The organism is Streptomyces sp. GD-15H, assembly GCF_045291515.1.
In the GTDB taxonomy this organism is placed as follows: domain Bacteria; phylum Actinomycetota; class Actinomycetes; order Streptomycetales; family Streptomycetaceae; genus Streptomyces.
In genome coordinates this window covers 4,365,229-4,388,705 of the sequence record NZ_CP149447.1, presented here as the reverse complement: position 1 = coordinate 4,388,705, position 23,477 = coordinate 4,365,229, and the positions used below count along the sequence as shown (strand labels likewise).

The following is a 23,477-nucleotide window of genomic DNA, read 5'->3' as shown; positions in this document are numbered from 1 at the left end:
CGAGGACACTAATTGCACGCGCGGGTTAATTGCAAGCGCGGGCTATTTCGGTCTTGCTCTACCCTGGCCTCAGCAGCTCCTGAACGGAGGGAACGCCCATGACAGCCACGGACCCCGCACTTACCGCCCTCACCCAGGGCTGGTGCGCGCTCTCCCTGCTGCACGGGAGAATCGAGGCCCACATCGAGCGGACTCTCCAGGCCCAGCACGATCTGAGCGTGCGGGAGTACTCCCTGCTCGACGTCCTGAGCCGACAGCACGACGGCGACGGGGGGCATCTTCAGATGAAGCAGGTGGCCGACGCGGTCGTACTCAGCCAGAGCGCCACTACCCGCCTGGTCACCCGGCTCGAGAACCGCGGCCTGTTGGAGCGCTACCTGTGCCCCACGGACCGGCGCGGGATCTACACCAATGTCACGCAAGCCGGTCTCACGCTTCTGGAGAAGGCGCGGCCGACCAATGACTCCGCGCTGCGCGAAGCTCTCGACGCTGCGGCGAAGAACCCCGATCTGGCTCCGCTGGTCCGCGCAGTGAAGACACTGAAGACATCGGTACCTGCATGAGGCAACCGCCTCGGCACGTTTCTGCGTAAGGTGCGGCCATGGGAGATCTTGAAATACGTGCCGCAGCCACCGACGACATCCCGGCGATCGTCGGCATGCTTGCGAACAACCCCTTGGGCGCACAGCGTGAGTCGCCGGACGACCACCGCCCGTACCTGGCCGCTCTGGAGCGGCTCAGCGCCGATCCGAACCAGCATCTGATCGTCGCGGTCCGCCAGGGCCGTGTCGTCGGCACGCTCCAACTCACGATCGTCCCCGGCTTGTCCCGGCGCGGTTCCACGAGGTCGATCATCGAAGGCGTCCGCATCCACACCGACGAGCGCAGCAGCGGTCTCGGGACTCGGCTCATCGAGTGGGCCATCGACGAGTCCCGCCGCCAGGGCTGCCAGTTGGTCCAGCTGACCTCCGACAACACCCGCACCGACGCCCACCGCTTCTACGAGCGGCTCGGCTTCTCGGCTTCCCACGTGGGTTTCAAGCTCGCACTGTGAAGGCAGGCAGGGGTCTGTTTCACGTGAAACAGACCCCTGGGCAAGTTGCCGCGCAATCGGGCCCTATCCGATTCCCCGCCATCCCTCGGGGTCCACTCCGCCCGGTACAGAAGCTTCCTCGTCGTACGGCCGGCGGCTGAACACGAAGGACCCGAGGTCCAGATGGCTCACCGATCCGTCCGGCCGCCGTACGGGCTTCAAGAGCTCTCCGGCGTAGTAACCGTCCAACCCTGTCCAGGTGCCGTCGCCGTTCGATCGGAAACTCGAGCGACGGCCCTTACCGGACAGCGGCTCCAGCGACACCAGTCCGTCGGCCGACAGCCGCAGGGCGAAGCCGAGCGTCCCCCAGTACCACTGCCCCACCAGCTCCAGCACTGCGGAGTCCGCCTCCCGCAACGGCCGCCAGGGCGCGGGGATACGGGGTTCCGCTTCGGTGACGATCCGGACGAGATCGGCGGCGACCGGGAACAGCAGCGGTCCGGACGTGCAGTTGGCCAGGACCACCGCGGCCACGTCGTCCTCCACGCTCATCACAAGACAGGCGAGGAAGCCCGGCAGTGATCCGGCGTGCCCGACGAGGGCCCGCCCGGCCCGGTGACGCACCTCCATCCCCAGGCCGTACGCATAGCCGCTCGCCACGTCCGCCGGTGCCGCCGGCCTCCTCATCTCCCGCAACGACCCAATACCCAGTACGCGCTCGTCACCATGGGCCAGAAACGCGGCAAAGTGCGCCAAGTCGCTCGTAGTGGCCCAGAGTTGCCCTGCGGGCGCCATCCGCCCGAGGTCCTCGGCGGGCTCACGCAGCATCACGTCGGCCCACGGATGCACCGCCCAGCCATCCGCGTACGGCGCCTGCGGACGCACACCTGTCCGATGCAGACTCAAGGGCTCGAGCACTTCATGTCGGAGAACGTCCTCCCACGAAGCACCGCGCACCTTCTCCACGAGCGCGCCGAGCAGCGCGTATCCGGGGTTCGAGTAGTGGAAGCGCCGGCCGACGGGGTGCACCAGGGGGTGCTCGCCCAGTACGTTGGCGAGGCCCGGCCGCAGGGAGCCAGGAGTGCGCTCCCACCAGGGACCCGGCGTCTCGGCCGCCAGACCGCCGGTGTGCGCCAGCAGTTCGGCGATGGTCGCCTCCCCCACGCCCGTGCCCGGCAGGTACTTCTCCAACGGGTTCCCGAGGTCGATCGCCCCCTCGTCACGCAGCCGGAGAACCAGAACGGCGGTGAAGGTCTTGGTGAGGGAACCGATCCGGTACTGCGTGTTCCCGTCCGGCGCGTGCCCCTCCAACGACGTCCGCGCACCCGTCCATACCGCTTCTCCGTCCCGCACCACGGTCGCGACGAGAGACGGGGCCCGCTCTTCGGCCTGGGCGACGGCGATCCGGCGCAGCAACGCCCGACGCGTACCGGCCAGCAGTTCTTCCTGAGGTGTCGTCATGCCCTCAGTTCAGCAGGAATCCGATCAGGTCTGCGCCATGTCCACGAAGCGCGAGTAGTGTCCCTGGAAGGCGACCGTGATCGTCGCCGTCGGACCGTTTCGGTGCTTGGCCACGATCAGGTCGGCCTCACCCGCACGCGGGGACTCCTTCTCGTACGCGTCCTCGCGGTGCAGCAGGATGACCATGTCGGCATCCTGCTCGATGGAACCGGACTCTCGCAGGTCGGAGACCATCGGCTTCTTGTCGGTGCGCTGCTCGGGACCACGGTTGAGCTGGGAGAGCGCGATGACCGGGAGTTCCAGTTCCTTGGCGAGCAGCTTGAGGTTACGGGACATGTCCGAGACCTCCTGCTGGCGGCTCTCCGCTCGCTTGGAACCGCCGGACTGCATCAGCTGGAGGTAGTCGATGACGACCAGCCTCAGGTCGTTGCGCTGCTTCAGCCGACGGCACTTGGCACGGATCTCCATCATCGACAGGTTCGGGGAGTCGTCGATGTAGAGCGGCGCCGCCGATACGTCCGGCATCCGGCGCGCCAGGCGGGTCCAGTCCTCATCGGTCATCGTGCCGGACCGCATGTGGTGCAAGGCGACCCGGGCCTCGGCGGACAGCAGGCGCATCGCGATCTCATTGCGCCCCATCTCGAGTGAGAAAACGACACTCGGCAGGTTGTGCCTGATCGACGCCGCGCGGGCGAAGTCGAGCGCGAGCGTCGACTTTCCCATCGCGGGACGCGCGGCGATGACGATCATCTGCCCGGGATGCAGCCCATTGGTGAGCGAGTCGAAGTCCGTGAATCCCGTGGGTACACCGGTCATCTCACCGCTGCGCGAGCCGATCGCCTCGATCTCGTCGAGCGCGCCCTCCATGATGTCGCCGAGCGGCAGGTAGTCCTCACTCGTGCGCTGTTCGGTGACAGCGTAGATCTCGGCCTGCGCACGGTTGACGATCTCGTCGACGTCGTCGTCGGCCGCGTATCCCATCTGGGTGATGCGGGTACCGGCTTCGACCAGGCGGCGCAGCACGGCGCGCTCGTGCACGATCTCCGCGTAGTACGCCGCGTTGGCCGCCGTGGGCACCATCTGGACGAGGGTGTGCAGATACGAGGCCCCGCCGACCTTGTTGATCTCACCGCGCTTGGTCAGTTCCGCGGCGATCGTGATGGGGTCGGCCGGCTCGCCCTTCGCATACACATCGAGGATGGCCGTGTAGACGGTTTCGTGAGCCGGTTTGTAGAAGTCGTGGCCCTTGAGGATCTCGACGACATCCGCGATGGCGTCCTTGGAAAGCAGCATGCCGCCCAGAACGGACTGCTCGGCCTCCAGGTCCTGCGGCGGCACCCGTTCGAAGGCGGCGCCTCCGCCGTCCCACGCTCCGGAGCCCCGGCCGTGGTCGTGCTGATCCTCACGGCCCCTGCCCCCGTCGTCACGGCGGCGGGAGGCAGGCAGACGATCACTGGGGCCGCTGTCGGCCCACGGGTCGTCCAAGGGCTCGGAAATGCTCACCGAGCCACCTCCTCCCGTCCGCCGAGCGGACCTAGCCGTGGCCCTCTTTCTACGGCACGGCACCGACAAATAGGACGCCCGACTCCGGTTGTCGCACACCGGGTTTATGGCCATTTGAGTGCCGGCGGACGGAGCGAGCGCCGGACCACCGTAGGCCCGTCCGCGCCCTCAGCCAATCTGGTTATCCACAGGCCTTGTGGACGACCGGGCCAATGCTGTGGAGAAGTCCGCCAAACCTGTGCACGACCCGGTGGACAGCCCTGTGAACAAGGACTCCCCGGTTCCGCGATGAGTGCGCTGACCTGGGGTTTCATAGTCCACCGCCTGTGCAGAAGAAAAACTTTCCCAGACGGACCAAGATCCCTTCGAGCGCTGTGCACATGCACACACCCTGCGCCATCAAGTAAGGGTCTACAAAGCTTTGCATCTCTTACCTGTGGACGGTTAGATTGGTGTGCATGACACAGGCCCCCGCGCGCCCACGCGCCGTCCGACGGCAGCACGACCGTGAGATCGTCATGCTGGCCGTCCCGGCCTTCGGCGCACTTGTCGCCGAGCCCCTTTTCGTCCTGGCCGACAGCGCCATCGTCGGCCATCTCGGCACCGCGCAGCTTGCCGGTCTCGGCATCGCGTCGGCCCTTCTGGTGACCGCCGTGAGCGTCTTTGTCTTCCTGGCCTACGCCACCACTGCCGCCGTCGCCCGGCGCGTCGGCGCCGGCGATCTCCCTGCCGCCATCCGCCAGGGCATGGACGGGATCTGGCTCGCCCTGTTCCTCGGTGCCGCCGTCATCGCTGTCATCCTGCCCACGGCGCCGGCCCTGGTGGATCTCTTCGGCGCCTCGGACACAGCGGCCCCCTACGCGATCACCTATCTGCGCATCTCCGCCCTCGGTATACCCGCCATGCTGATCGTGCTCGCCGCGACCGGTGTTCTGCGTGGACTGCAGGACACAAAGACACCTCTCTACGTCGCCGTCGGCGGCTTCCTCGCCAACGGCATCCTCAACGTCGGGCTGGTCTATGGCGCCGGCCTCGGTATCGCGGGCTCCGCCTGGGGCACGGTCATCGCCCAGTGCGGCATGGCCGCCGTGTATCTGATCGTGGTGCTCAGAGGGGCACGCAAACACGGCGCCTCACTGCGCCCGGACATCGCGGGGATCAGGGCCTCTGCCCAGGCCGGCGCACCGCTGCTGGTGCGCACTCTCTCGCTCAGGGCCATCCTCATGATCACGACTGCCGTCGCCGCCCGACTCGGCGACTCCGACATCGCGGCTCACCAGATCATCCTCTCCCTGTGGAGTCTGCTCGCCTTCGCGCTGGATGCCATCGCGATCGCCGGACAAGCCATCATCGGCCGTTATCTGGGAGCCGGCGACGCACAGGGCGCCCGCGAGGTATGTCGTCGCATGGTGGAGTGGGGCATCGGCGTCGGGGCCGTTCTCGGCGTGCTCGTCATGCTCTCCCGGCCGGTTTTTCTGCCCCTGTTCACCAGCGATTCCACGGTCACCGACGCGGCACTGCCCGCTCTGGTGATCGTTGCCCTGTCCCAGCCGATCTCCGGCGCCGTCTTCGTTCTGGACGGAGTGCTGATGGGCGCGGGCGACGGACCGTACCTGGCCTGGGCGATGCTCATCACCCTGGCGGTCTTCACCCCGGTCGCACTACTGGTCCCCATGTTCGGGGGTGGTCTCACCGCGCTCTGGGGCACGATGACGCTCATGATGACCATTCGGTTGCTGACCTTGTGGTTCCGTACCCGTTCGGACCAGTGGGTCGTCACCGGCGCCACGCGCTGACCCGTTTCCCGTGGAACACGGTGTTTCACGGGAAACAACGGTGGGGGCCGCACCCCGAAGGGTGCGGCCCCCACCTCACTGCTTCAGCGAGTAGTACTTACTCCGGGACGACCTCGATGGCGACCTTGGCGGCAACCTCGGGGTGCAGACGCACTGACGTCTCGTGGGCGCCCAGGGTCTTGATCGCTGTGCCCAGCTCGATGCGGCGCTTGTCGACCTGGGGACCGCCGGCAGCCTTGATCGCGGAAGCGATGTCGGCCGGGGTGACGGAACCGAAGAGACGACCGGCGTTGCCGGAGCGGACCGCGAGGCGGACCTTGACGCCCTCGAGCTGGGCCTTCACCTGGTTGGCCTGCTCGATGGTCTGGATCTCGTGGATCTTGCGAGCACGACGGATCTGCTCGACGTCCTTCTCGCCACCCTTGGTCCAGCGGATCGCGAGCTTCCGCGGAACCAGGTAGTTGCGAGCGTAACCGTCCTTGACGTCGACGACGTCGCCCGCGGCACCGAGGCCGGAGACCTCGTGGGTGAGGATGATCTTCATGAGTCGGTCACCCTTCCCTTATCGCGCGGTGGAGGTGTAGGGCAGCAGCGCCATCTCACGGCTGTTCTTGACGGCCGTGGCGACGTCACGCTGGTGCTGCGTGCAGTTGCCGGTCACGCGGCGGGCACGGATCTTACCGCGGTCGGAAATGAACTTCCGCAGCATGTTCGTGTCCTTGTAGTCCACGTACGTGACCTTGTCCTTGCAGAATGCGCAGACCTTCTTCTTCGGCTTGCGCACAGGCGGCTTCGCCATGATGTATCTCCTGTGTGATCAAGAAGTGTGGGTGCGGCCCCGCCTAGAAGGGGGCTCGTCCGAGTAGCCGCCACCGCCGCCGGAGCCTCCGCCCCAGCCGCCGCCACCCTGGCCGCCACCGCCCTGATTGCCACCGGCGGGAGCACCGCCGGTCGCCCAGGGGTCGTCGGCCGGGGCGTTGCCGCCCTGCTGGCCGCCACCGGGGCCTCCGCCCCAGCCGCCGCCCTGCTGGCCGCCACCACCGCTGTAACCACCCTGCCCACCGCGGCCGGTGGTCTTGGTGACCTTGGCCGTGGCGTTGCGCAGGCTGGCGCCGACTTCCTCGACGTCCAGTTCGTAGACCGTGCGCTTGACGCCCTCACGGTCCTCGTAGGACCGCTGCTTCAGCCGGCCCTGCACGACGACGCGCATGCCTCGCTGGAGCGACTCGGCGACGTTCTCCGCCGCCTGACGCCAGACCGAGCAGGTCAGGAACAGGCTCTCGCCGTCCTTCCACTCGTTCGTCTGACGGTCGAAGGTGCGGGGAGTCGACGCGACACGGAACTTCGCGACGGCCGCACCGGACGGGGTGAAGCGCAGCTCGGGGTCATCGACAAGGTTGCCGACGACCGTGATGACGGTCTCGCCTGCCATGGGGGAACCTCTCGGCGGGTTTGCTGCTGGCTGCTGGTACTGCTACTCGGATCCCGAGAACGGCTGAGCGGAAACGCTCAGTGGTTCTCGGGACGGAGGACCTTGGTCCGGAGGACCGACTCGTTCAGGTTCATCTGGCGGTCGAGCTCCTTGACGACCGCAGGCTCGGCCTGCAGGTCGATGACCGAGTAGATGCCCTCGGGCTTCTTCTTGATCTCGTACGAGAGACGACGACGGCCCCAGGTGTTGACCTTCTCGACCTTTCCGCCGCCGTCACGGACGACAGAGAGGAAGTTCTCGATCAGCGGGGAGACAGCACGCTCCTCGAGATCGGGGTCGAGGATGACCATCACCTCGTAGTGACGCATGTGGAACCCACCTCCTTTGGACTCAGCGGCCACGGTCGTTCCGTGGCAGGAGGGTCGTGATGCGTTGCGCAACGATGCCCGTCAGTAAAACAGCCGCCACTGACAATCGACGTCGGGCGGTGGTTTCCCCAGGTCAGCCGGGGCGGACTGTAGTCCTGCCCTGAGCCTGACTGGGTCTGTCCGGACAGACACCGGTGCAGACGGTACACAGTACCCGCACAGTGGCTTCCGGTTGAAATCCGGCCCGGAGGACCGTCAGTCTGTACACATCGGGTGTGTAGGGCGCTACGATGCGCCGACTTTCGCAGGAGGTGCCCCATGGCACAGGCATTGCGACCCAACACCGCCGGAGGCCTTTTCGCCACGGACGGAAAGGCCCATCCACTCCAGGACACCCTGCTCGCGGTGACCCTGGTGCTGGGCATCACATCCCTCATCACGGCGATGTTCCACCATCTGCACCTGCTCAGCTCCTGGACCGGCCTGGTGGGAATCCTCACCGGCGCGTACGGCCAGTGGATCTCGGAGACGACGCGGGGGCGTTTCGGCCTCATCCTGGGCCTGGGCGCAGCGGCGGTCGGCTTCTTCCTGGGCATGGCCCATGGCGGCCTCTTCGGCGGACTCGTCGACTGACTCCGAGCACTCCCCCTCCTGAATACCGTGGAGCGCCCCGGCCGGTGACCGGCCGGGGCGCAGGTCCGTGCGCCCAACCGGGGCGACCCCAGGGCGCAGTAGGCTTCGCGCGAGAGCCGGAGCCCCTGAACCCATGGGGACACACCAGCCCGAGGAGCGCCCCGAATGACCCTGACCCTGAGGACCATCAGCCGAGAGCAGCATCTGGCGTACATCCAGAGCCTGCCGTCGGCGAGTCACATGCAGGTCCCTGCCTGGTCGGACGTCAAGGCTGAGTGGCGCGCGGAGAGCCTCGGCTGGTTCGACGACCGGACCGGTGAGATGGTCGGCGCCGGTCTCGTCCTCTACCGGCAACTGCCCAAGATCAAGCGCTATCTGGCCTATCTGCCCGAGGGCCCGGTCATCAACTGGTTCACGCCAAATCTTCAGGAGTGGATCGAGCCGATGCTCGCGCACCTGAAGCAGCAGGGCGCGTTCTCGGTGAAGATGGGCCCGCCGGTGGTCATCCGGCGCTGGGAGGCGCCGACCATCAAGAAGGGGATCCAGGACCCGGACGTGAAGCGTCTGCGTGACCTGGAAGCCGACTTCATCGAGCCCCGCGCCTTCGAGGTCGCCGACAAGCTGCGCCGCATGGGATGGCAGCAGGGCGAGGACGGGGCCGGCTTCGGTGACGTCCAGCCCCGCTACGTCTACCAGGTGCCGCTGGCGAACCGGTCCCTGGAAGAGGTCCACAAGAACTTCAACCAGCTGTGGCGCCGCAACATCAAGAAGGCCGAGAAGGCCGGCGTCGAAGTCGTCCAGGGCAGCTACGACGACCTGCCCGAGTGGCAGCGGCTGTACGAGATCACCGCCGTGCGCGACCACTTCCGGCCGCGCCCGCTGTCGTACTTCCAGCGCATGTGGACCGCCCTCAACGCCGAGGACCCCAACCGCATGCGGCTGTACTTCGCCCGGCACAACGGCGTGAACCTGTCGGCGGCCACGATGCTGATCGTCGGCGGCCACGTCTGGTACTCCTACGGCGCCTCCGACAACATCGGCCGTGAGGTCCGGCCCTCGAACGCGATGCAGTGGCGGATGCTGCGCGACGCCTACGCGCTCGGCGCCACCGTCTACGACCTGCGCGGCATCTCCGACTCGCTGGACGAGACGGATCATCTCTTCGGCCTGATCCAGTTCAAGGTGGGTACGGGCGGCCAGGCCGCCGAGTACCTCGGCGAGTGGGACTTCCCGCTGAACAAGCTGCTCCACAAGGCGCTCGACATGTACATGTCGCGCCGTTGAGCCCGTCTCCGTCGCACTGCTCGCTCCCTCAGCCCCCTCTCTCTGATACACCGCAGCCACCAGAAAGGTTCCAGGTCCGGCCATGGCGCTCACGCTCTACGTCGACACCGCGCGCTGGCGGGCGCACCACAAGCACGTGCAGCAGCAGTTCCCGGGGCTCGTCCCGGTCTGCAAGGGCAACGGCTACGGCTTCGGACACGAGCGGCTGGCCGAGGAGGCCACCCGGCTGGGCTCGGACGTCCTCGCCGTCGGCACGACGTACGAGGCCGCCAGGATCAAGGACTGGTTCGGCGGCGATCTGCTGGTACTGACGCCGTACCGGCGTGGAGAGGAGCCCGTCCCGCTGCCCGACCGGGTGATTCGCTCGGTTTCGTCGGTCGACGGTGTGTACGGCCTGGTCGGCGCCCGGGTGGTCATCGAGGTGATGTCCTCGATGAAGCGGCACGGCGTCAGCGAACAGGATCTGCCCCAGTTGCACTCCGCCATAGAGAACGTCCGGCTGGAAGGCTTCGCCATTCACCTGCCGCTGGACCGCACCGACGGATCGGACGCCGTCGAAGAGGTCATCGGCTGGATGGACCGTCTGCGGGCGGCCCGCCTCCCCCTCCACACGATGTTCGTCAGTCACCTCAAGGCCGAGGAACTGGCCCGGTTGCAGCAGCAGTTCCCGCAGACCCGTTTCCGCGCCCGTATCGGTACGCGGCTGTGGCTGGGGGACCACGAGGCCACCGAGTATCGCGGTGCCGTCCTGGACGTCACGCGCATCGCCAAGGGGGAGAGGTTCGGCTACCGCCAGCAGAAGGCCGCGTCCGACGGCTTCCTGGTGGTCGTGGCGGGCGGTACGTCGCACGGGGTGGGCCTCGAGGCCCCCAAGGCTCTGCACGGCGTCATGCCGCGCGCCAAGGGCGTTGCCCGCGCGGGACTCGCCACGGTGAACCGGAATCTCTCTCCGTTCGTCTGGGGCGGCAAGCAGCGCTGGTTCGCCGAGCCGCCGCACATGCAGGTGTCGATCCTGTTCGTGCCCGCGGAGGCACCGGAGCCTCAGGTCGGCGAGGAACTGGTGGCCCATCTGCGGCACACCACCACGCAGTTCGACCGGATCCTCGACCGCTGAGCGGCGGTGTGGGGGCGAGGAACGCAGAAGGCGGGAGAGACGTCTGAGCAGACGTCCGGACAGTGAGAAAGGCCGTGCACGGGACTCCCGTGCACGGCCTTTCTCATGCCTCTTGCCTGTCTCCAGAGCAACCGCCCACCGGTCCGTTCGCTCAGAGCGAATCGCTGGGGGCGCCTGCCTCGTGCCACTTGACCCCTGGCCCGTCGAAGTGCGCGACATGCCGTGCGGGTCGGGCGGCGGGACCGAGCACGAAGACGTCCTCGGCTCGGTCGAGCACCCCTCCCGAAGGATCGTCGTCACCGGAGCGGCGCACCGGGTCCCGCTCGGGCAGCAGGATGTCGCGCACGATCATGACGCACAGATAGAGCGTCCCGAGCAGATGCAGGCCGATGGTCCAGTGGTAACCGTCGGCGGGCAGTCCCTTGTGGTCGTCTCCGCTGGTCGTGTACGCGAGGTACATCCAGATGCCGAGGAAGTAGGCCACCTCGCAGGCCTGCCAGATCAGGAAGTCCCGCCACTTCGGCCGGGCCAGCGCGGCCAAGGGCACCAGCCACAGGACGTATTGGGGTGAGTAGACCTTGTTGGTGAGGATGAACGCCGCGACGACCAGGAAGGCGAGCTGCGCGAAGCGCGGTCGGCGGGGAGCCATGAGGGCGAGTGCCGCGACGCCCACGCAGCACAGCAGCATCAGCAGCGTGGCGAGTGTGTTCACGGTGTCGGTGCTCAGCGGGTCGGACGAGTTGTGGGCGATGATCAGCCAGAAGGAGCCGAAATCGACGCCCCGCTCCTGGCTGAACGTGTAGAACTTCGACCAGCCGTCAAAGGCGAAGAGCATCACTGGCCCGTTCACCACGACCCAGGCGACGACCGCACCGCCCAGAGCGGTTCCGTACTCCCGCCAGCGGCAGGCGCGCCAGCACAGCACCAGCAACGGCCCCAGGAAGAGCACGGGATAGAGCTTGGCGGCCGTGGCAAGCCCCAGGAGCACTCCGAAGGCGAGAGGGCGGCCACGCGACCACATGAGCATCGCCGCGGCCGTCAGGGCGACCGCCAGCAGGTCCCAGTTGATCGTCGCGGTCAGGGCGAAGGCGGGCGCCAGGGCGACCAGCAGACCGTCCCAGGGCCGCCGGGTGTGCGTGCGAGTCACGCAGACGGCGATGACGGCCGCGCACACCATGAGCATTCCGGCGTTGACCATCCAGTACCACTGCTCCTGGTCCTGGATGCTGCCGCTGCCGGGCGTGAGCCAGGAGGCGACCTCCATGAACACACCGGTCAGCACCGGGTATTCGAGGTACTGCATGTCATCGGGGAGCTGGTCGAAGTACGGCACGAGGCCGTCGGCGAAGCCCCGCCCCTGGTAGAGGTGCGGGATGTCCGAGTAGCACGCGTGTGTGTACTGGGAACCGGCGCCGAAGAACCACGCGCCGTTGTAGCAGGGCGCCTTCTGGATCAGGCCGAGGGTGAACATACCGATCGCCACGAGCGCGATCACCCGGACCGGGCTCCACCAGGACGCCCCGAGCAGGGCATGCCGCCCGAGCGGACCGCCGATCAGCTCGCTGCCGGCCTCGGCGACCTCGTCCTCTCGGGTCGGTTCCACCAGCTCCGGCTCGCGGACGCTCGCTCGCGTCGATTCTCCACTGGGCATGCCGCACATCCTGCCGTACGCATCGGGACTACACCGAGGGCCGCCGCACCCGAGGGTACGGCGGCCCATGTTTCACGTGAAACACCCAAGTCGGGCGAAAGCGCGACTACCCGGCCGGGCCTCCGAAGAGACCGCCATTGTTTCCATTGCCGTTGCCGCGGTTGTTGCCTTCCTCTTCCGATTCCGAGGCCGACGGTGAGCTGGTCACCCCGCCGTCCGTCCCACCGGCGTCCGCGCCACCCGGTCCGGTACCACCCGTGTCGTCCTCCTCCTTGCAGTTGAAGTCGAACGGCCTACAGGTATTGGTCTCACTCGGCGTGGGACTGCTGGGCTCCGGCTCCGGTTCCGAAGTCGTCGGAGACGCCGACGGAGTCTCCTCCTCGGTCTCGGTGGGGGAGGGAGTCGCGGTCGGCGACGGAGTGTCGTTGATGACCTCGCCGATGGGCTCCGGCGTCGGGAAGGGCACCGGTTTCTGGCCCTTCAGTGCGTCCTCCATGTAGTCCGCCCAGATCTCGGACGGGAACGAGGCACCGTGGATCTTGTCCTGACCGCCCGTGCCGAACATCTTCAGGAACTGGCGGTCCTTGACCGTCTCGTCGTCGGGGTACCGGAACATGCTGATCGCGGTGGACAGCTGCGGGGTGTAGCCGACGAACCAGGCGGACTTGTTGCCGTCCGTGGTACCGGTCTTACCGGCCACCTCACGGCCCTCGAGCTGGGCGTTGGTGCCGGTCCCTTCCTCGACGACGGTCTTCAGGACGTCCGTGACGTTGTCCGCGACCTGAGCGGTGAACGCCTGCTCGGTCTGGGTCTTGTGCGTGTAGACCGTGCGGTCCTTGCTCGTCACCTTCTTGACGGAGAACGGCTCACGCTGCTCGCCACTGGCCGCGAAGGTGGCGTACGAACCCGCCATCCGGATCGCGCTGGGGCTGGAGGTACCGAGGGAGAACGACGGGTAGTTCGTTCCGGCGAGGCTGCTCTCCAGAAGCCCGGAGTCCACCGCGGAGTCCTTCACCTTGTCCAGGCCGACATCCACACCGAGCTGGACGAAGGAGGAGTTCACCGACTCCCGCATCGCCTCACGAAGATCGATCTTGTAGTCGGGCGGGGTGCCGTACGACTTGTCACCGTCGTTGACCTGCTGCCACTGCTCGCCCTTCTCGTTCTGCCAGACCGACCCGTCGTATTCCTTGATCTTGAGCTTGTTCTTGCCGCTGTAAAGGCTCTTCTCGGAGACCTTCGTTCGCTCGTCCTGGGCCTGTACCGGGTCCCCGTCGGGGTCCCGGACGCCCCACTTCATGGCGGCCGCCAGCACGTACGGCTTGAACGTCGAGCCGACCTGGGCCCCGGTCGCGTCGGCGTTGTTGGTGTAGTGCTTGGTCGCGTCGGTACCGCCGTAGATGGCCACGATCGCGCCGGTCGCCGGGTCCACCGTGGCCCCGCCGAACTGGACGTGGGTGTCCTTATCCGGGCGCTCCTCGGGCTTGATGTTCTTCTTGTAGACCTTCTTGACCGACTCCTCGAGCGCCTCGACCTTCTTCCTGTCGAAGGTCGTGTAGATCGAGTAGCCGCCCTGTTCCAGCTGGTCGGCGGTGATACCGGTTTCCTCGCTGTTGTTGACGATGTACGCCTTGGCGAGGTCCACGAGGTAACCGATCTGCCCGCTCAGCGCGGTGTTCGACCGGGGGTGCTTCCACTTTGGCAGCTTGGTGTACTTGGCCCTGATAGCGGGATCCAGACGGTCGTACTCGACCATCTTTTCCAGCGTGTCCTGCATCTGGAGCAGGGCACGCTTCTCGTTCTTCTCGCGAGTGGCGCCGACCGGGTCGATGGAGGTCGAACCGGCCGGGTCGTAGTAAGTCGCTCCCTTGAGCACCGCCGACAGGAAGGCGCACTCACCCTCGTTGAGGTCCATGGCCTTCTTGTCGAAGTACGCCTGGGCGGCAGCCTGAATCCCGTAGGCCCCACGTCCGTAGTACGCGGAGTTCAGGTAGCCCTCGAGGATTTCGTTCTTGTCCTTGGTGGTGCCCACCTTGACCGAGACGAAGATCTCCTTGACCTTGCGGGAGAGGGTCTGCGACTGGTCGTCCAGCATGGCGTTCTTGACGTACTGCTGGGTGATCGTGGAGCCACCCTGCGTCTCGCCGCCCCTGGCCATGTTGAATACCGCGCGGGCGATGCCCTTGGGGTCGATGCCACTGTCCTCGTAGAAGGTCTTGTTCTCCTGGGAGATGACCGCGTCCTGCATCGCCTTGGGGATCTGCTCGAGATTGATGATCTGGCGGTTGCGCTCACCACCCGTGGCGACCATCTGCGAGCCGTCGGACCAGTAGTACACGTTGTTCTGCGCCGTGGCCGTCTGGGCGAGGTTCGGCACGCCCACCAGCGCGTACCCGATTCCCGCGGCAGCCACCATGCTGCCGAAGAACGCGATGCACAGGCCGGTGACAAGCCTCCACGACGGCATCCAGCGGCGCCAGCCGTACTTGTCGTGGCGCGGATAATCGATGATCCGCTTCTTGCCGGGAGGCGCCGCCCGCCCCCGGCCGGGCCCGGTGGAACCGGCCCGGCGGCCCCCACCTCTCCGTGCCGCGCGTCGCGCTTCGGCGCGGCTTCCATAGCTATGGCCCTCACCACCCGATTCACGGGAGTCCGACCCATAGGAATCGGACGGAGACCCGGTGGCGCCTCGCGGTGCCGCGCGGCGGCCGGAGGACGAGCCGGACTGGCCGCGTCGGGCCGCGGCACGTCCGCCACCCTGCGGCTGCGGCGGTTTGCGACGGTGCTCGCTCATCGAACGACTACTCCTCGGGCAGGCGCATTCTCGCGCGCCTGGAAACGGCAGCTGGTTTCCGGTCCCCCCGAAGTACGGATGCGGTGGGTTCCGCATTCATCCCGTACTGCACCGGGGACGAGGACGCCCCCAGGCGTCACTCGGTTCCCGGTGTGTTGTGCATGGCGCACAGACTACGCATCGTCAAAACCTGCCGAGCGCAGAAGTTCGGCTCAAATCAGGCAACTTGCTCCGATTGAATCGGTGGTGTGATCCCGTTCACCACTCTTCCCCTTGTCTCAGCCGGATGGCCGTTCTATCGTCGTGATGTATCGAGTCGATACATCAGCTCGGCATAAAGATGGCGATGAGCCAGACACGAGGCCGTCATGGCACGACCGCGGCAGAGAGGGGGCGACGATGAGCCGACGTTCCGGGATCCTCGAGTTCGCCGTACTCGGCCTGCTCCGCGAGTCTCCGATGCACGGCTATGAGCTGCGCAAACGACTCAATACGTCACTGGGTGTGTTCCGTGCCTTCAGCTACGGGACGCTCTATCCCTGCCTCAAGACGCTGGTCGCCAACGGCTGGTTGATCGAGGAACCGGGGAACACCACAGAGGACGCCCTCGCCGCTCCGCTCACGGGCCGTCGCGCCAAGATCGTCTACCGGTTGACGGCCGAGGGTAAGGAGCACTTCGAACAGCTGCTCTCCCAGACGGGCCCCGACGCGTATGAGGACGAGACCTTCGCCGCGCGGTTCGCCTTCTTCGGACAGACGTCACGCGACGTACGCATGCGTGTACTGGAAGGCCGCCGCAGCCGGCTGGAGGAGCGCCTGGAGAAGATGCGCGCCTCACTGGCCCGGACCCGGGAGCGTCTCGACGACTACACGCTCGAGCTCCAGCGCCACGGGATGGAGTCCGTGGAGCGGGAAGTGCGCTGGCTGAACGAGCTCATCGAGAGCGAGCGGGCCGGGCGAGACCTCAAGGGTCCCGCCTCCGGGGCGACCCCTCGACAGGACACCACATCTGGAGCGTCGGGCGATCTGCCCCGGTCCGGGGACCACCCCCGGCCGGATTCGCCCGACGACACCGTCACGTGAGTCCCGCTCAGGGCCTCACTCGTATACACAGGGAGCAACCGGAATGGGTTCGGTTCGCGTAGCCGTCGTCGGCGTGGGCAACTGTGCCGCATCGCTGGTGCAGGGAGTCGAGTACTACAAGGACGCCGACCCGGCGTCCAAGGTGCCAGGCCTGATGCACGTCCAGTTCGGCGACTACCACGTCCGCGACGTCGAGTTCGTCGCCGCTTTCGACGTGGACTCCAAGAAGGTCGGCCTCGACCTCGCTGACGCCATCGGCGCCTCCGAGAACAACACCATCAAGCTCTGTGACGTCCCCAGCACCGGTGTGACGGTCCAGCGCGGCCACACCCTCGACGGTCTCGGCATGTACTACCAGGCCACCATCGAGGAGTCCGCGGAGGAGCCGGTCGACGTCGTCCAGGTCCTCAAGGACAAGCAGGTCGACGTTCTGGTCTGCTACCTGCCCGTCGGCTCCGAGGACGCGGCGAAGTTCTACGCCCAGTGCGCCATCGACGCCAAGGTCGCCTTCGTCAACGCCCTCCCGGTGTTCATCGCCGGCACCAAGGAGTGGGCGGACAAGTTCACCGAGGCCGGTGTGCCGATCGTCGGTGACGACATCAAGTCCCAGGTGGGCGCCACCATCACGCACCGCGTCATGGCGAAGCTGTTCGAGGACCGCGGCGTCGTCCTGGACCGCACGATGCAGCTGAACGTCGGCGGCAACATGGACTTCAAGAACATGCTCGAGCGCGAGCGCCTGGAGTCCAAGAAGATCTCCAAGACGCAGGCCGTCACCTCGCAGATCCCCGACCGGGACCTCGGCGAGAAGAACGTCCACATCGGCCCGTCCGACTACGTCCCGTGGCTGGACGACCGCAAGTGGGCCTACGTGCGCCTCGAGGGCCGCGCGTTCGGTGACGTCCCGCTGAGCCTGGAGTACAAGCTCGAGGTCTGGGACTCCCCGAACTCCGCGGGTGTCATCATCGACGCCCTGCGCGCCGCGAAGATCGCCAAGGACCGCGGCATCGGCGGCCCGATCCTGTCGGCTTCGTCGTACTTCATGAAGTCCCCTCCGGTGCAGTACTTCGACGACGACGCCCGCGCCAGCGTCGAGAAGTTCATCAAGGGCGAGATCGAGCGCTAGAACGTCCCCCACTGTGGGCAGTTGAAGGTCCCCGGGTCGCGTTCCCCGGGGACCTTCCTCGTATGTGAGGCTGTGGCCCATGGCCGTCGTCCGTGACCTGCGCGTCCTGCTGCGTTTCCAGGGCTTCAGACGCCTGCTCGCCGTCCGGCTGCTCTCTCAGGGCGCCGACGGTGTCTACCAGGTCGCCCTCGCCGCCTACGTGGTCTTCTCGCCGGAGAAACAGACGTCCGCCGTGGCCGTCGCCTCCGCGATGGCGGTCCTGCTGCTCCCCTACTCCCTGATTGGCCCCTTCGCCGGTGTCCTGCTGGACCGCTGGCGCCGCCGTCAGGTCTTCCTGTACGGCAACCTGCTGCGCGCGCTGATGGCCTCGGTGACCGCCGTCCTGATCCTCGGCCAGGTCCCGGACTGGCTTCTCTACGTCTCAGCCCTGTGTGTCACCGCCGTCAACCGCTTCGTCCTCGCCGGTCTGTCCGCCGCCCTGCCGCGCGTGGTGGACCCCGAACGGCTGGTCGTCGCCAATTCCCTCTCGCCGACAGCCGGAACGCTCGCCGCGACCGCGGGCGGCGGTCTCGCCTTCGTCGTACGCCTGGTCGGCGCCGACTCCGACGCGGCCGTGGTGCTCGTGGGCGCGGCCCTGTACCTGTGCGCGGCCCTGGCGTCGCTGCGCATCGCGCGGGAACTGCTCGGTCCTGACCGAGCGCTGGTACATCCACGGCTCGCCACGGCGCTCACCGACACCGCTCGTGATCTGGTGGCAGGTCTGCGCCACCTTGCCGCATCCCCGCGCAGGGAGGCAGCCTGGGCACTCACCGCGATGTCCCTGATGCGGTTCTGCTACGGCGCCATGCTCGTCATGCTGCTGATGCTGTGCCGGTACGCCCTGACCGACACCACGGACGAGGGACTCGCCCTTCTGGGACTGGCACTGGGCGTGTCCGGTGCCGGCTTCTTCGTTGCGGCCGTCGTGACTCCTTGGGCCGCGGGACGGTTCGGGCCCGGCCGCTGGATCTTGCTGTGCGCGGCGGCCGCCGCGATCCTCGAGCCCGCGCTCGGACTGCCCTTCGCCGCCGGCCCTGCTGGTCGGAGCATTCGTCCTGGGACTGACCACTCAGGGCGCGAAGATCGCCACGGACACCATCGTCCAGTCCTCCGTCGAGGACGGTTTCCGGGGCCGGATCTTTGCCCTCTACGACGTCCTGTTCAACGTGGCTTTCGTCGGTGCCGCCGCAGTGGCCGCCCTGATGCTTCCACCGGACGGTCGGTCGGTCCCACTGGTGGTAACAATCGCCTTTATCTACGGAGCAGTAGCTGTGGCTATCGGCCGTTTTGAGCGCCAGTAAGTGTCACATCAATGCCACAGAGCTCCAGCACGGTGCGGAGTTGTCAGTGGCAGCCGATAGCTTACGTGCGTCTTATCAACGCGCTTTTCGCGCCACGCACTCATGTTCAGGGGGACCTCCAAGTGACCACTCCGCCGCCTCAGGGCAACCCGTTCGCCCAGGGTCAGCAGCAGCCCTACGGCCAGCCCCAGGGCCAGACTCCGTACCCGCCCCAGGATGGTCTTCCCCAGCAGGCCGGTCAGCCTGGTTTCCCCCCGCAGGGCGCCCCCGTGCCGCCGCCGCAACCTCCCCGCAAGATCGGCTTCAAGACGATCAAGAACATCGCCATCGTCGTGGTGGTCGCCACTGCGGCGATCGGTGCCTTCATCGCCAGCCGGGATGACGCCAACACCGCGGCGGTCGGCGACTGCATGCACCGCGGCAGCACCAGCGACGACAACCCAGACCTCGAGGTCGTCGAGTGCAACTCTTCGGAGGCGCAGTACGAGGTGCTGGCCAAGATCGAGGGGTCGTTCCTCACCGACACCCTGGCGTCCAGCAAGTGCGAGGCCGCGGCGAAGGACTTCCAGTACGTGTACACCGAGAGCGGTGACGGCAAGGACTTCCTGCTCTGCCTGAAGGACTACAAGAAGTAAGTCAGGCAGACACAGAGGGGCGGTGTTTCACGTGAAACACCGCCCCTCCACGCATCCCGGAACGGGTCATGTTTCACGTGAAACATGACCCGTTCCACGCTCTCAGGCCTGCTGCCCGGACCACCACTCCCTGAGGGCAGCCACTGCGGCCTCATGGTCCATCGGCCCGTTCTCCAGCCGAAGCTCCAGCAAGTGCTTGTACGCCTGACCGACGGCCGGCCCTGGCTTGACTCCGAGGACCTCCATGATCTGGTTCCCATCGAGGTCCGGGCGGATGGCGTCCAGCTCCTCCCGCTCCTGAAGCTTCGCGATCCGCTCCTCGAGACCGTCGTACGCACGTGACAGCGCGGCTGCTCTGCGGCGGTTGCGTGTCGTGCAGTCCGAGCGGGTCAGCTTGTGGAGCCGACTCAGGAGCGGCCCCGCGTCACGGACGTAACGACGGACGGCGGAGTCCGTCCACTCTCCCGTGCCGTAGCCGTGGAAGCGCAGATGGAGTTCGACCAGACGCGAGACGTCCTTCACCAATTCGTTGGAGTACTTGAGGGCCGTCATGCGCTTCTTCGTCATTTTCGCTCCCACCACCTCGTGATGGTGGAACGAGACCCGGCCGTCGCCCTCGAAACGGCGCGTGCGCGGCTTGCCGATGTCATGCAGCAGAGCCGCAAGGCGCAGTGTCAGGTCGGGGCCGGCCTCCTCCAGCTCCATCGCCTGCTCCAGGACGATCAGCGTGTGCTCATAGACGTCCTTGTGCCGGTGGTGCTCATCGCTCTCCAGACGCAGGGCCGGCAGTTCAGGCAGCACGTGGTCGGCGAGCCCGGTATCGACGAGCAGTGTCAGTCCCTTGCGGGGGTGAGCGGACAGGACCAGCTTGTTCAGCTCGTCCCGGATCCGTTCGGCTGAGACGATATCGATGCGTCCGGCCATCTCCTGCAAAGCCGTGACCACCTCGGGAGCCACCTCGAAATCGAGCTGAGCGGCAAAGCGCGCGGCTCGCATCATCCGCAGCGGATCGTCCGAGAAGGACGCCTCAGGAGTGCCCGGAGTGCGCAACACACGTGCCGCGAGATCGTCCAGGCCGCCGTGCGGGTCGATGAACTCCTTCGCGGGAAGCGCGAGGGCCATCGCGTTCACCGTGAAGTCACGGCGGACGAGGTCCTCCTCGATGGAGTCGCCGTACGCCACCTCCGGCTTGCGTGACGTGCGGTCGTAAGCCTCCGAGCGGTAGGTCGTCACCTCGATCTGAAAGCTTCGATCAACGTCTCCGACGCGGACATTCTTCTGGGCGCCGACGGTACCGAAGGCGATCCCCACCTCCCAGACGGCGTCCGCCCACGGGCGGACGATCTTCAGGATGTCCTGCGGGCGGGCGTCGGTCGTGAAGTCGAGGTCATTGCCGAGCCGGCCGAGCAGAGCGTCCCGGACCGAACCGCCGACCAGGGCGAGTGAGAACCCGGCCTCCTGGAAGCGGCGGGCGAGGTCGTCGGCGACAGGGGCGACCCGTAGCAGTTCGTTCACCGCTTGGTCCTGCACCTGGCTCAGGGCACTGGTTTGTTCGTTGGCGTTCGGCACAACAGAAAAGGGTACGTGGCTCGGGCGGCCGGAGGATCCCCCATGGGGCAGGCGCGGTCACCTCCGGCGACACCCGCACCACGCCTGCACCCGAGGCACGGGGCGCGCTCCCCTTATACGGCCACATAGAGGGCAGTGCGACGCTCCCCCTGATCTTGTGGACCGGTCCGCGGCACTTAGCTCCACCGCTCATCGTTACCATGCGTGGACGCACATTCCGACGACCACTGACGACGACAAGGGACGGGCGAGCGCGTGGCCGAGGCGGCAGACTTCCAGGGGACGAGTCCCTCACCTGCCCGCCGCTGGCTGCGGCGCACCGGAACCCTGTTCGCCGGAGTACCCCTGCTGGCCGGCCTGCTCCAGTTGCCCGCCGCGCCCCCAGCGGACGCCGCCGTGCAAAGCACCCTGCAGGCTCCCTCCAGCGCGGGCTCGGTCTCCGTCTCCGTGAACTCGCTCACCCCGAGCACCCCCACCGAGGGAGACACCGTCACCGTGTCCGGCACGGTGACCAACAAGGGCGGGAAAGCGGTCACCGACGCCCACGTCGGTCTGCGTGTGGGCCCCCTGCTGAACACCCGCTCCGGGATCGACACCGTCGCCAGGAGCAGTGACGACGTCCAGGGCGCCGTCGGCCCGGAGATCGACGACAAGTACTCCCAGGAGTTCGACCGCCTCGCTCCGGGCGTCTCGCAGCCCTTCAGTATCTCCGTGCCGGTGGACGAGCTGAGCCTCGGGGAGAACGGCGTCTACCAGCTGGCGGTGGCCCTCTCCGGGCGGACCTCCGCTCAGCCGTGGGAACAGACTCTCGGTGTCCGGCGAACGTTCCTGCCGTGGCAGCCCGAGGAAGCCGACACCAAGACGAGAACGACGTTTCTGTGGCCGCTGATCTCCACGGTCCACACGACAGCGGAGACCGGTTCGGACGAGCAGCAGACCCCGGTCCTCCACGACGACGACCTGGCCAAGGAAATCTCCCCGGGCGGCCGTCTGGACCGGATGGTGGCACTGGGCAAGGACCTCGATGTCACCTGGGTGATCGATCCGGACCTGCTGGCGTCCGTCGACGCGATGACCGAGAGCTACGAAGTCCGAAGTGAGGGTGACACCACCACGGCGGGTGGTCATCAGACTGTCGCCAAGAGATGGCTCGCCCAGGTGCAGAGCGCGGTGGCGGGCAACGAGGTCGTCGCGTTGCCCTTCGGCGATCCGGATCTGGCCTCCCTCGCCCACAACGGCACCCCGGTCACCGGCTCCCTGAGTCACCTCAAGGAAGCCACGGATGTCGTCGTCAACACGGTGGAGCCGATCCTCCACGTGAAACCGACCACGGACTTCGCCTGGCCCGTCAACGGCGCGGTGGACCCCTCCATCGTCAAGGTCGCCACGTCCGCCGGTGCCGACAAGGTGATCGCCCGCGGCGACAGTTTCCGGGAGACCGGCGACCTGTCGTACACGCCTTCGGCCGCGCGCCCCATCGGGGGCGGTACCACGGCGGTGGTCGCGGACGCCCGGCTGTCCACCCTGTTCCAGGGCGATATGACCAAGGCGTCCACGTCCACGTCCACGGTGCAGCGGTTCCTGGCCCAGAGCCTGACGCTCGGCCTCCAGACCAGCCGGCAGCGCAGCGTCGTCGTGGCCCCGCAGCGCACCCCCTCCGCGAGCCAGGCCCAGACCATGGCCGAGGTACTGAAGGCCGTCCAGGACGGAAACTGGTCGGAGTCCCAGGACCTCACCGCGGCCGCTAAGGCCAAGCCGGACCCCGCCGCCACCACCGAGGTGCCCTCGGCTTCCTCGTACCCCTCCTCGCTGCGCAAGCAGGAGCTGCCGCAGTCGGCGTTCGAGCAGATCGCGAGGACACAGGACAAGCTCGACAAGTTCCAGGTGATCCTCTCCGATCCGTCCCGGGTGGTGACCCCGTTCGGCCGGGCCCTGAACCGGGGGATGTCCGTTTCATGGCGCGGCCGGATCGCCGAGGCGGCCACCTACCGCAGCGGAGTCGAGGCGTACCTCGACGGACTCCTCGACCAGGTGAAACTGATCGAGAAGTCGGAGACGAAACTGTCCGGCCGCAGTGCCACGATCCCCGTGACCGTCCAGAACAACCTGGTGCAGGGCGTCGAGCACCTGACGCTGCGGCTCACCTCGACCAACCCGACCCGCCTCGAGATCGGTGGAGCCGCCTACGAGGAGCAGCCGGTCGCCGTCTCGGGCGGTCACAGCCAGTCGGTGAAGTTCACCACGTCCGCCAACGCCAACGGCCGGGCAACGGTGGTCGCTCAGCTGTACACGCAGGACGGCCAGAAGTACGGCGAGCCGGTCACCTTCGACGTCAAGGTCACCGAGATCACCGCCACGGTGATGCTGGTCATCGGCGGCGGTGTCCTACTGCTCGTCCTTGCCGGCTTCAGGATGTACACACAGCGCAAGCGTGCCGCGGCCCGCGAGGCCCAGGAGGAGAAGCGCGCGCTGGACGAGGACACCGAAGGTCCGCAGAACCCGGACGCCCCCGCGGTACGTCTCACCAAGGAGCCGGGGGGCGGATCGGAAACGGACGCCCCGGAGCAGCCGAGTGACCGGGCGTCGGACACCGCACCGGAAAGCGCAGACCCGTCCGGCACGGGTGAGAGAGTGGACCGTTGAGGATGTCGTGGC

19 protein-coding genes and 1 pseudogene are annotated in these 23,477 nt (G+C 67.1%); 11 read left to right on the top strand and 9 right to left on the bottom strand.

The window, feature by feature from the left end:
* The first annotated feature begins 98 nt into the window (after positions 1-98).
* Positions 99-563 (top strand): MarR family winged helix-turn-helix transcriptional regulator, encoded by a 465-nt coding sequence (locus WJ438_RS20635; RefSeq protein ID WP_406726569.1) that lies wholly within the window; start codon positions 99-101, stop codon positions 561-563.
* A 38-nt stretch (positions 564-601) separates the two neighbouring features.
* Entirely contained in the window at positions 602-1,054 is a 453-nt protein-coding gene (locus tag WJ438_RS20630) for an N-acetyltransferase family protein (protein ID WP_406726568.1), read from the top strand.
* A 63-nt stretch (positions 1,055-1,117) separates the two neighbouring features.
* Here WJ438_RS20630 and WJ438_RS20625 read toward each other — a convergent pair whose 3' ends face one another.
* Entirely contained in the window at positions 1,118-2,494 is a 1,377-nt protein-coding gene (locus WJ438_RS20625) for a serine hydrolase domain-containing protein (protein WP_406726567.1), read from the bottom strand.
* 24 nt (positions 2,495-2,518) lie between these two features.
* Entirely contained in the window at positions 2,519-3,997 is a 1,479-nt protein-coding gene (dnaB, locus tag WJ438_RS20620; protein ID WP_406726566.1) for a replicative DNA helicase, read from the bottom strand.
* A gap of 458 nt (positions 3,998-4,455) precedes the next feature.
* Between dnaB and WJ438_RS20615 the strand changes: the two genes are divergently transcribed.
* Positions 4,456-5,793, top strand: coding sequence for an MATE family efflux transporter (locus WJ438_RS20615; RefSeq protein WP_406726565.1), 1,338 nt, complete (start codon positions 4,456-4,458; stop codon positions 5,791-5,793).
* 97 nt (positions 5,794-5,890) lie between these two features.
* On the opposite strand, the gene rplI is transcribed toward WJ438_RS20615, so the two are convergent.
* From rplI to rpsF, 4 genes are all read right to left on the bottom strand, one after another.
* Positions 5,891-6,337, bottom strand: a complete 447-nt coding sequence (gene rplI, locus WJ438_RS20610; protein WP_406726564.1) for a 50S ribosomal protein L9 — start codon at positions 6,335-6,337, stop codon at positions 5,891-5,893.
* A gap of 18 nt (positions 6,338-6,355) precedes the next feature.
* Positions 6,356-6,592 carry a 30S ribosomal protein S18 gene (gene rpsR, locus WJ438_RS20605; RefSeq protein ID WP_003949403.1) on the bottom strand — a complete coding sequence of 79 codons (237 nt, stop codon included), beginning with the start codon at positions 6,590-6,592 and terminating at the stop codon, positions 6,356-6,358.
* An 18-nt stretch (positions 6,593-6,610) separates the two neighbouring features.
* Positions 6,611-7,225: a single-stranded DNA-binding protein gene (locus tag WJ438_RS20600; protein WP_406726563.1), complete on the bottom strand. Its 615-nt coding sequence runs from the start codon at positions 7,223-7,225 to the stop codon at positions 6,611-6,613.
* Positions 7,226-7,302: 77 nt separating this feature from the next.
* Positions 7,303-7,593 carry a 30S ribosomal protein S6 gene (rpsF, locus tag WJ438_RS20595; RefSeq protein WP_406726562.1) on the bottom strand — a complete coding sequence of 97 codons (291 nt, stop codon included), beginning with the start codon at positions 7,591-7,593 and terminating at the stop codon, positions 7,303-7,305.
* Positions 7,594-7,911: 318 nt separating this feature from the next.
* On the opposite strand from rpsF, the gene WJ438_RS20590 reads away from it, so the two are divergent.
* The 3 genes from WJ438_RS20590 to WJ438_RS20580 all read left to right on the top strand — a co-directional run bounded on the left by WJ438_RS20590 (position 7,912) and on the right by WJ438_RS20580 (position 10,624).
* Positions 7,912-8,226, top strand: a complete 315-nt coding sequence (locus tag WJ438_RS20590; RefSeq protein ID WP_406726561.1) for a hypothetical protein — start codon at positions 7,912-7,914, stop codon at positions 8,224-8,226.
* A gap of 165 nt (positions 8,227-8,391) precedes the next feature.
* Positions 8,392-9,510: a lipid II:glycine glycyltransferase FemX gene (locus WJ438_RS20585; RefSeq protein WP_406726560.1), complete on the top strand. Its 1,119-nt coding sequence runs from the start codon at positions 8,392-8,394 to the stop codon at positions 9,508-9,510.
* Positions 9,511-9,592: 82 nt separating this feature from the next.
* Entirely contained in the window at positions 9,593-10,624 is a 1,032-nt protein-coding gene (locus tag WJ438_RS20580; protein WP_406726559.1) for an alanine racemase, read from the top strand.
* A gap of 151 nt (positions 10,625-10,775) precedes the next feature.
* On the opposite strand, the gene WJ438_RS20575 is transcribed toward WJ438_RS20580, so the two are convergent.
* Positions 10,776-12,284: a glycosyltransferase family 87 protein gene (locus WJ438_RS20575; protein WP_406726558.1), complete on the bottom strand. Its 1,509-nt coding sequence runs from the start codon at positions 12,282-12,284 to the stop codon at positions 10,776-10,778.
* A 97-nt stretch (positions 12,285-12,381) separates the two neighbouring features.
* Positions 12,382-15,069: a transglycosylase domain-containing protein gene (locus WJ438_RS20570; RefSeq protein WP_406726557.1), complete on the bottom strand. Its 2,688-nt coding sequence runs from the start codon at positions 15,067-15,069 to the stop codon at positions 12,382-12,384.
* A 399-nt stretch (positions 15,070-15,468) separates the two neighbouring features.
* Between WJ438_RS20570 and WJ438_RS20565 the strand changes: the two genes are divergently transcribed.
* The 4 genes and pseudogenes from WJ438_RS20565 (at position 15,469) to WJ438_RS20550 (ending at position 19,253) form a co-directional block, all read left to right on the top strand.
* On the top strand, positions 15,469-16,152 hold the full coding sequence (locus WJ438_RS20565) for a helix-turn-helix transcriptional regulator (protein WP_406726556.1): 684 nt from the start codon (positions 15,469-15,471) through the stop codon (positions 16,150-16,152).
* Positions 16,153-16,195: 43 nt separating this feature from the next.
* Positions 16,196-17,278, top strand: a complete 1,083-nt coding sequence (locus WJ438_RS20560; RefSeq protein ID WP_406726555.1) for an inositol-3-phosphate synthase — start codon at positions 16,196-16,198, stop codon at positions 17,276-17,278.
* 79 nt (positions 17,279-17,357) lie between these two features.
* Positions 17,358-18,618 (top strand): annotated as a pseudogene (locus tag WJ438_RS20555) (MFS transporter).
* Between the two features lie 122 nt (positions 18,619-18,740).
* Entirely contained in the window at positions 18,741-19,253 is a 513-nt protein-coding gene (locus tag WJ438_RS20550) for a hypothetical protein (protein WP_406726554.1), read from the top strand.
* Positions 19,254-19,355: 102 nt separating this feature from the next.
* Here WJ438_RS20550 and WJ438_RS20545 read toward each other — a convergent pair whose 3' ends face one another.
* Positions 19,356-20,822 (bottom strand): CCA tRNA nucleotidyltransferase, encoded by a 1,467-nt coding sequence (locus WJ438_RS20545; RefSeq protein WP_406726553.1) that lies wholly within the window; start codon positions 20,820-20,822, stop codon positions 19,356-19,358.
* 255 nt (positions 20,823-21,077) lie between these two features.
* Between WJ438_RS20545 and WJ438_RS20540 the strand changes: the two genes are divergently transcribed.
* On the top strand, positions 21,078-23,465 hold the full coding sequence (locus tag WJ438_RS20540) for a DUF6049 family protein (protein ID WP_406726552.1): 2,388 nt from the start codon (positions 21,078-21,080) through the stop codon (positions 23,463-23,465).
* Positions 23,466-23,477 lie beyond the last annotated feature (12 nt).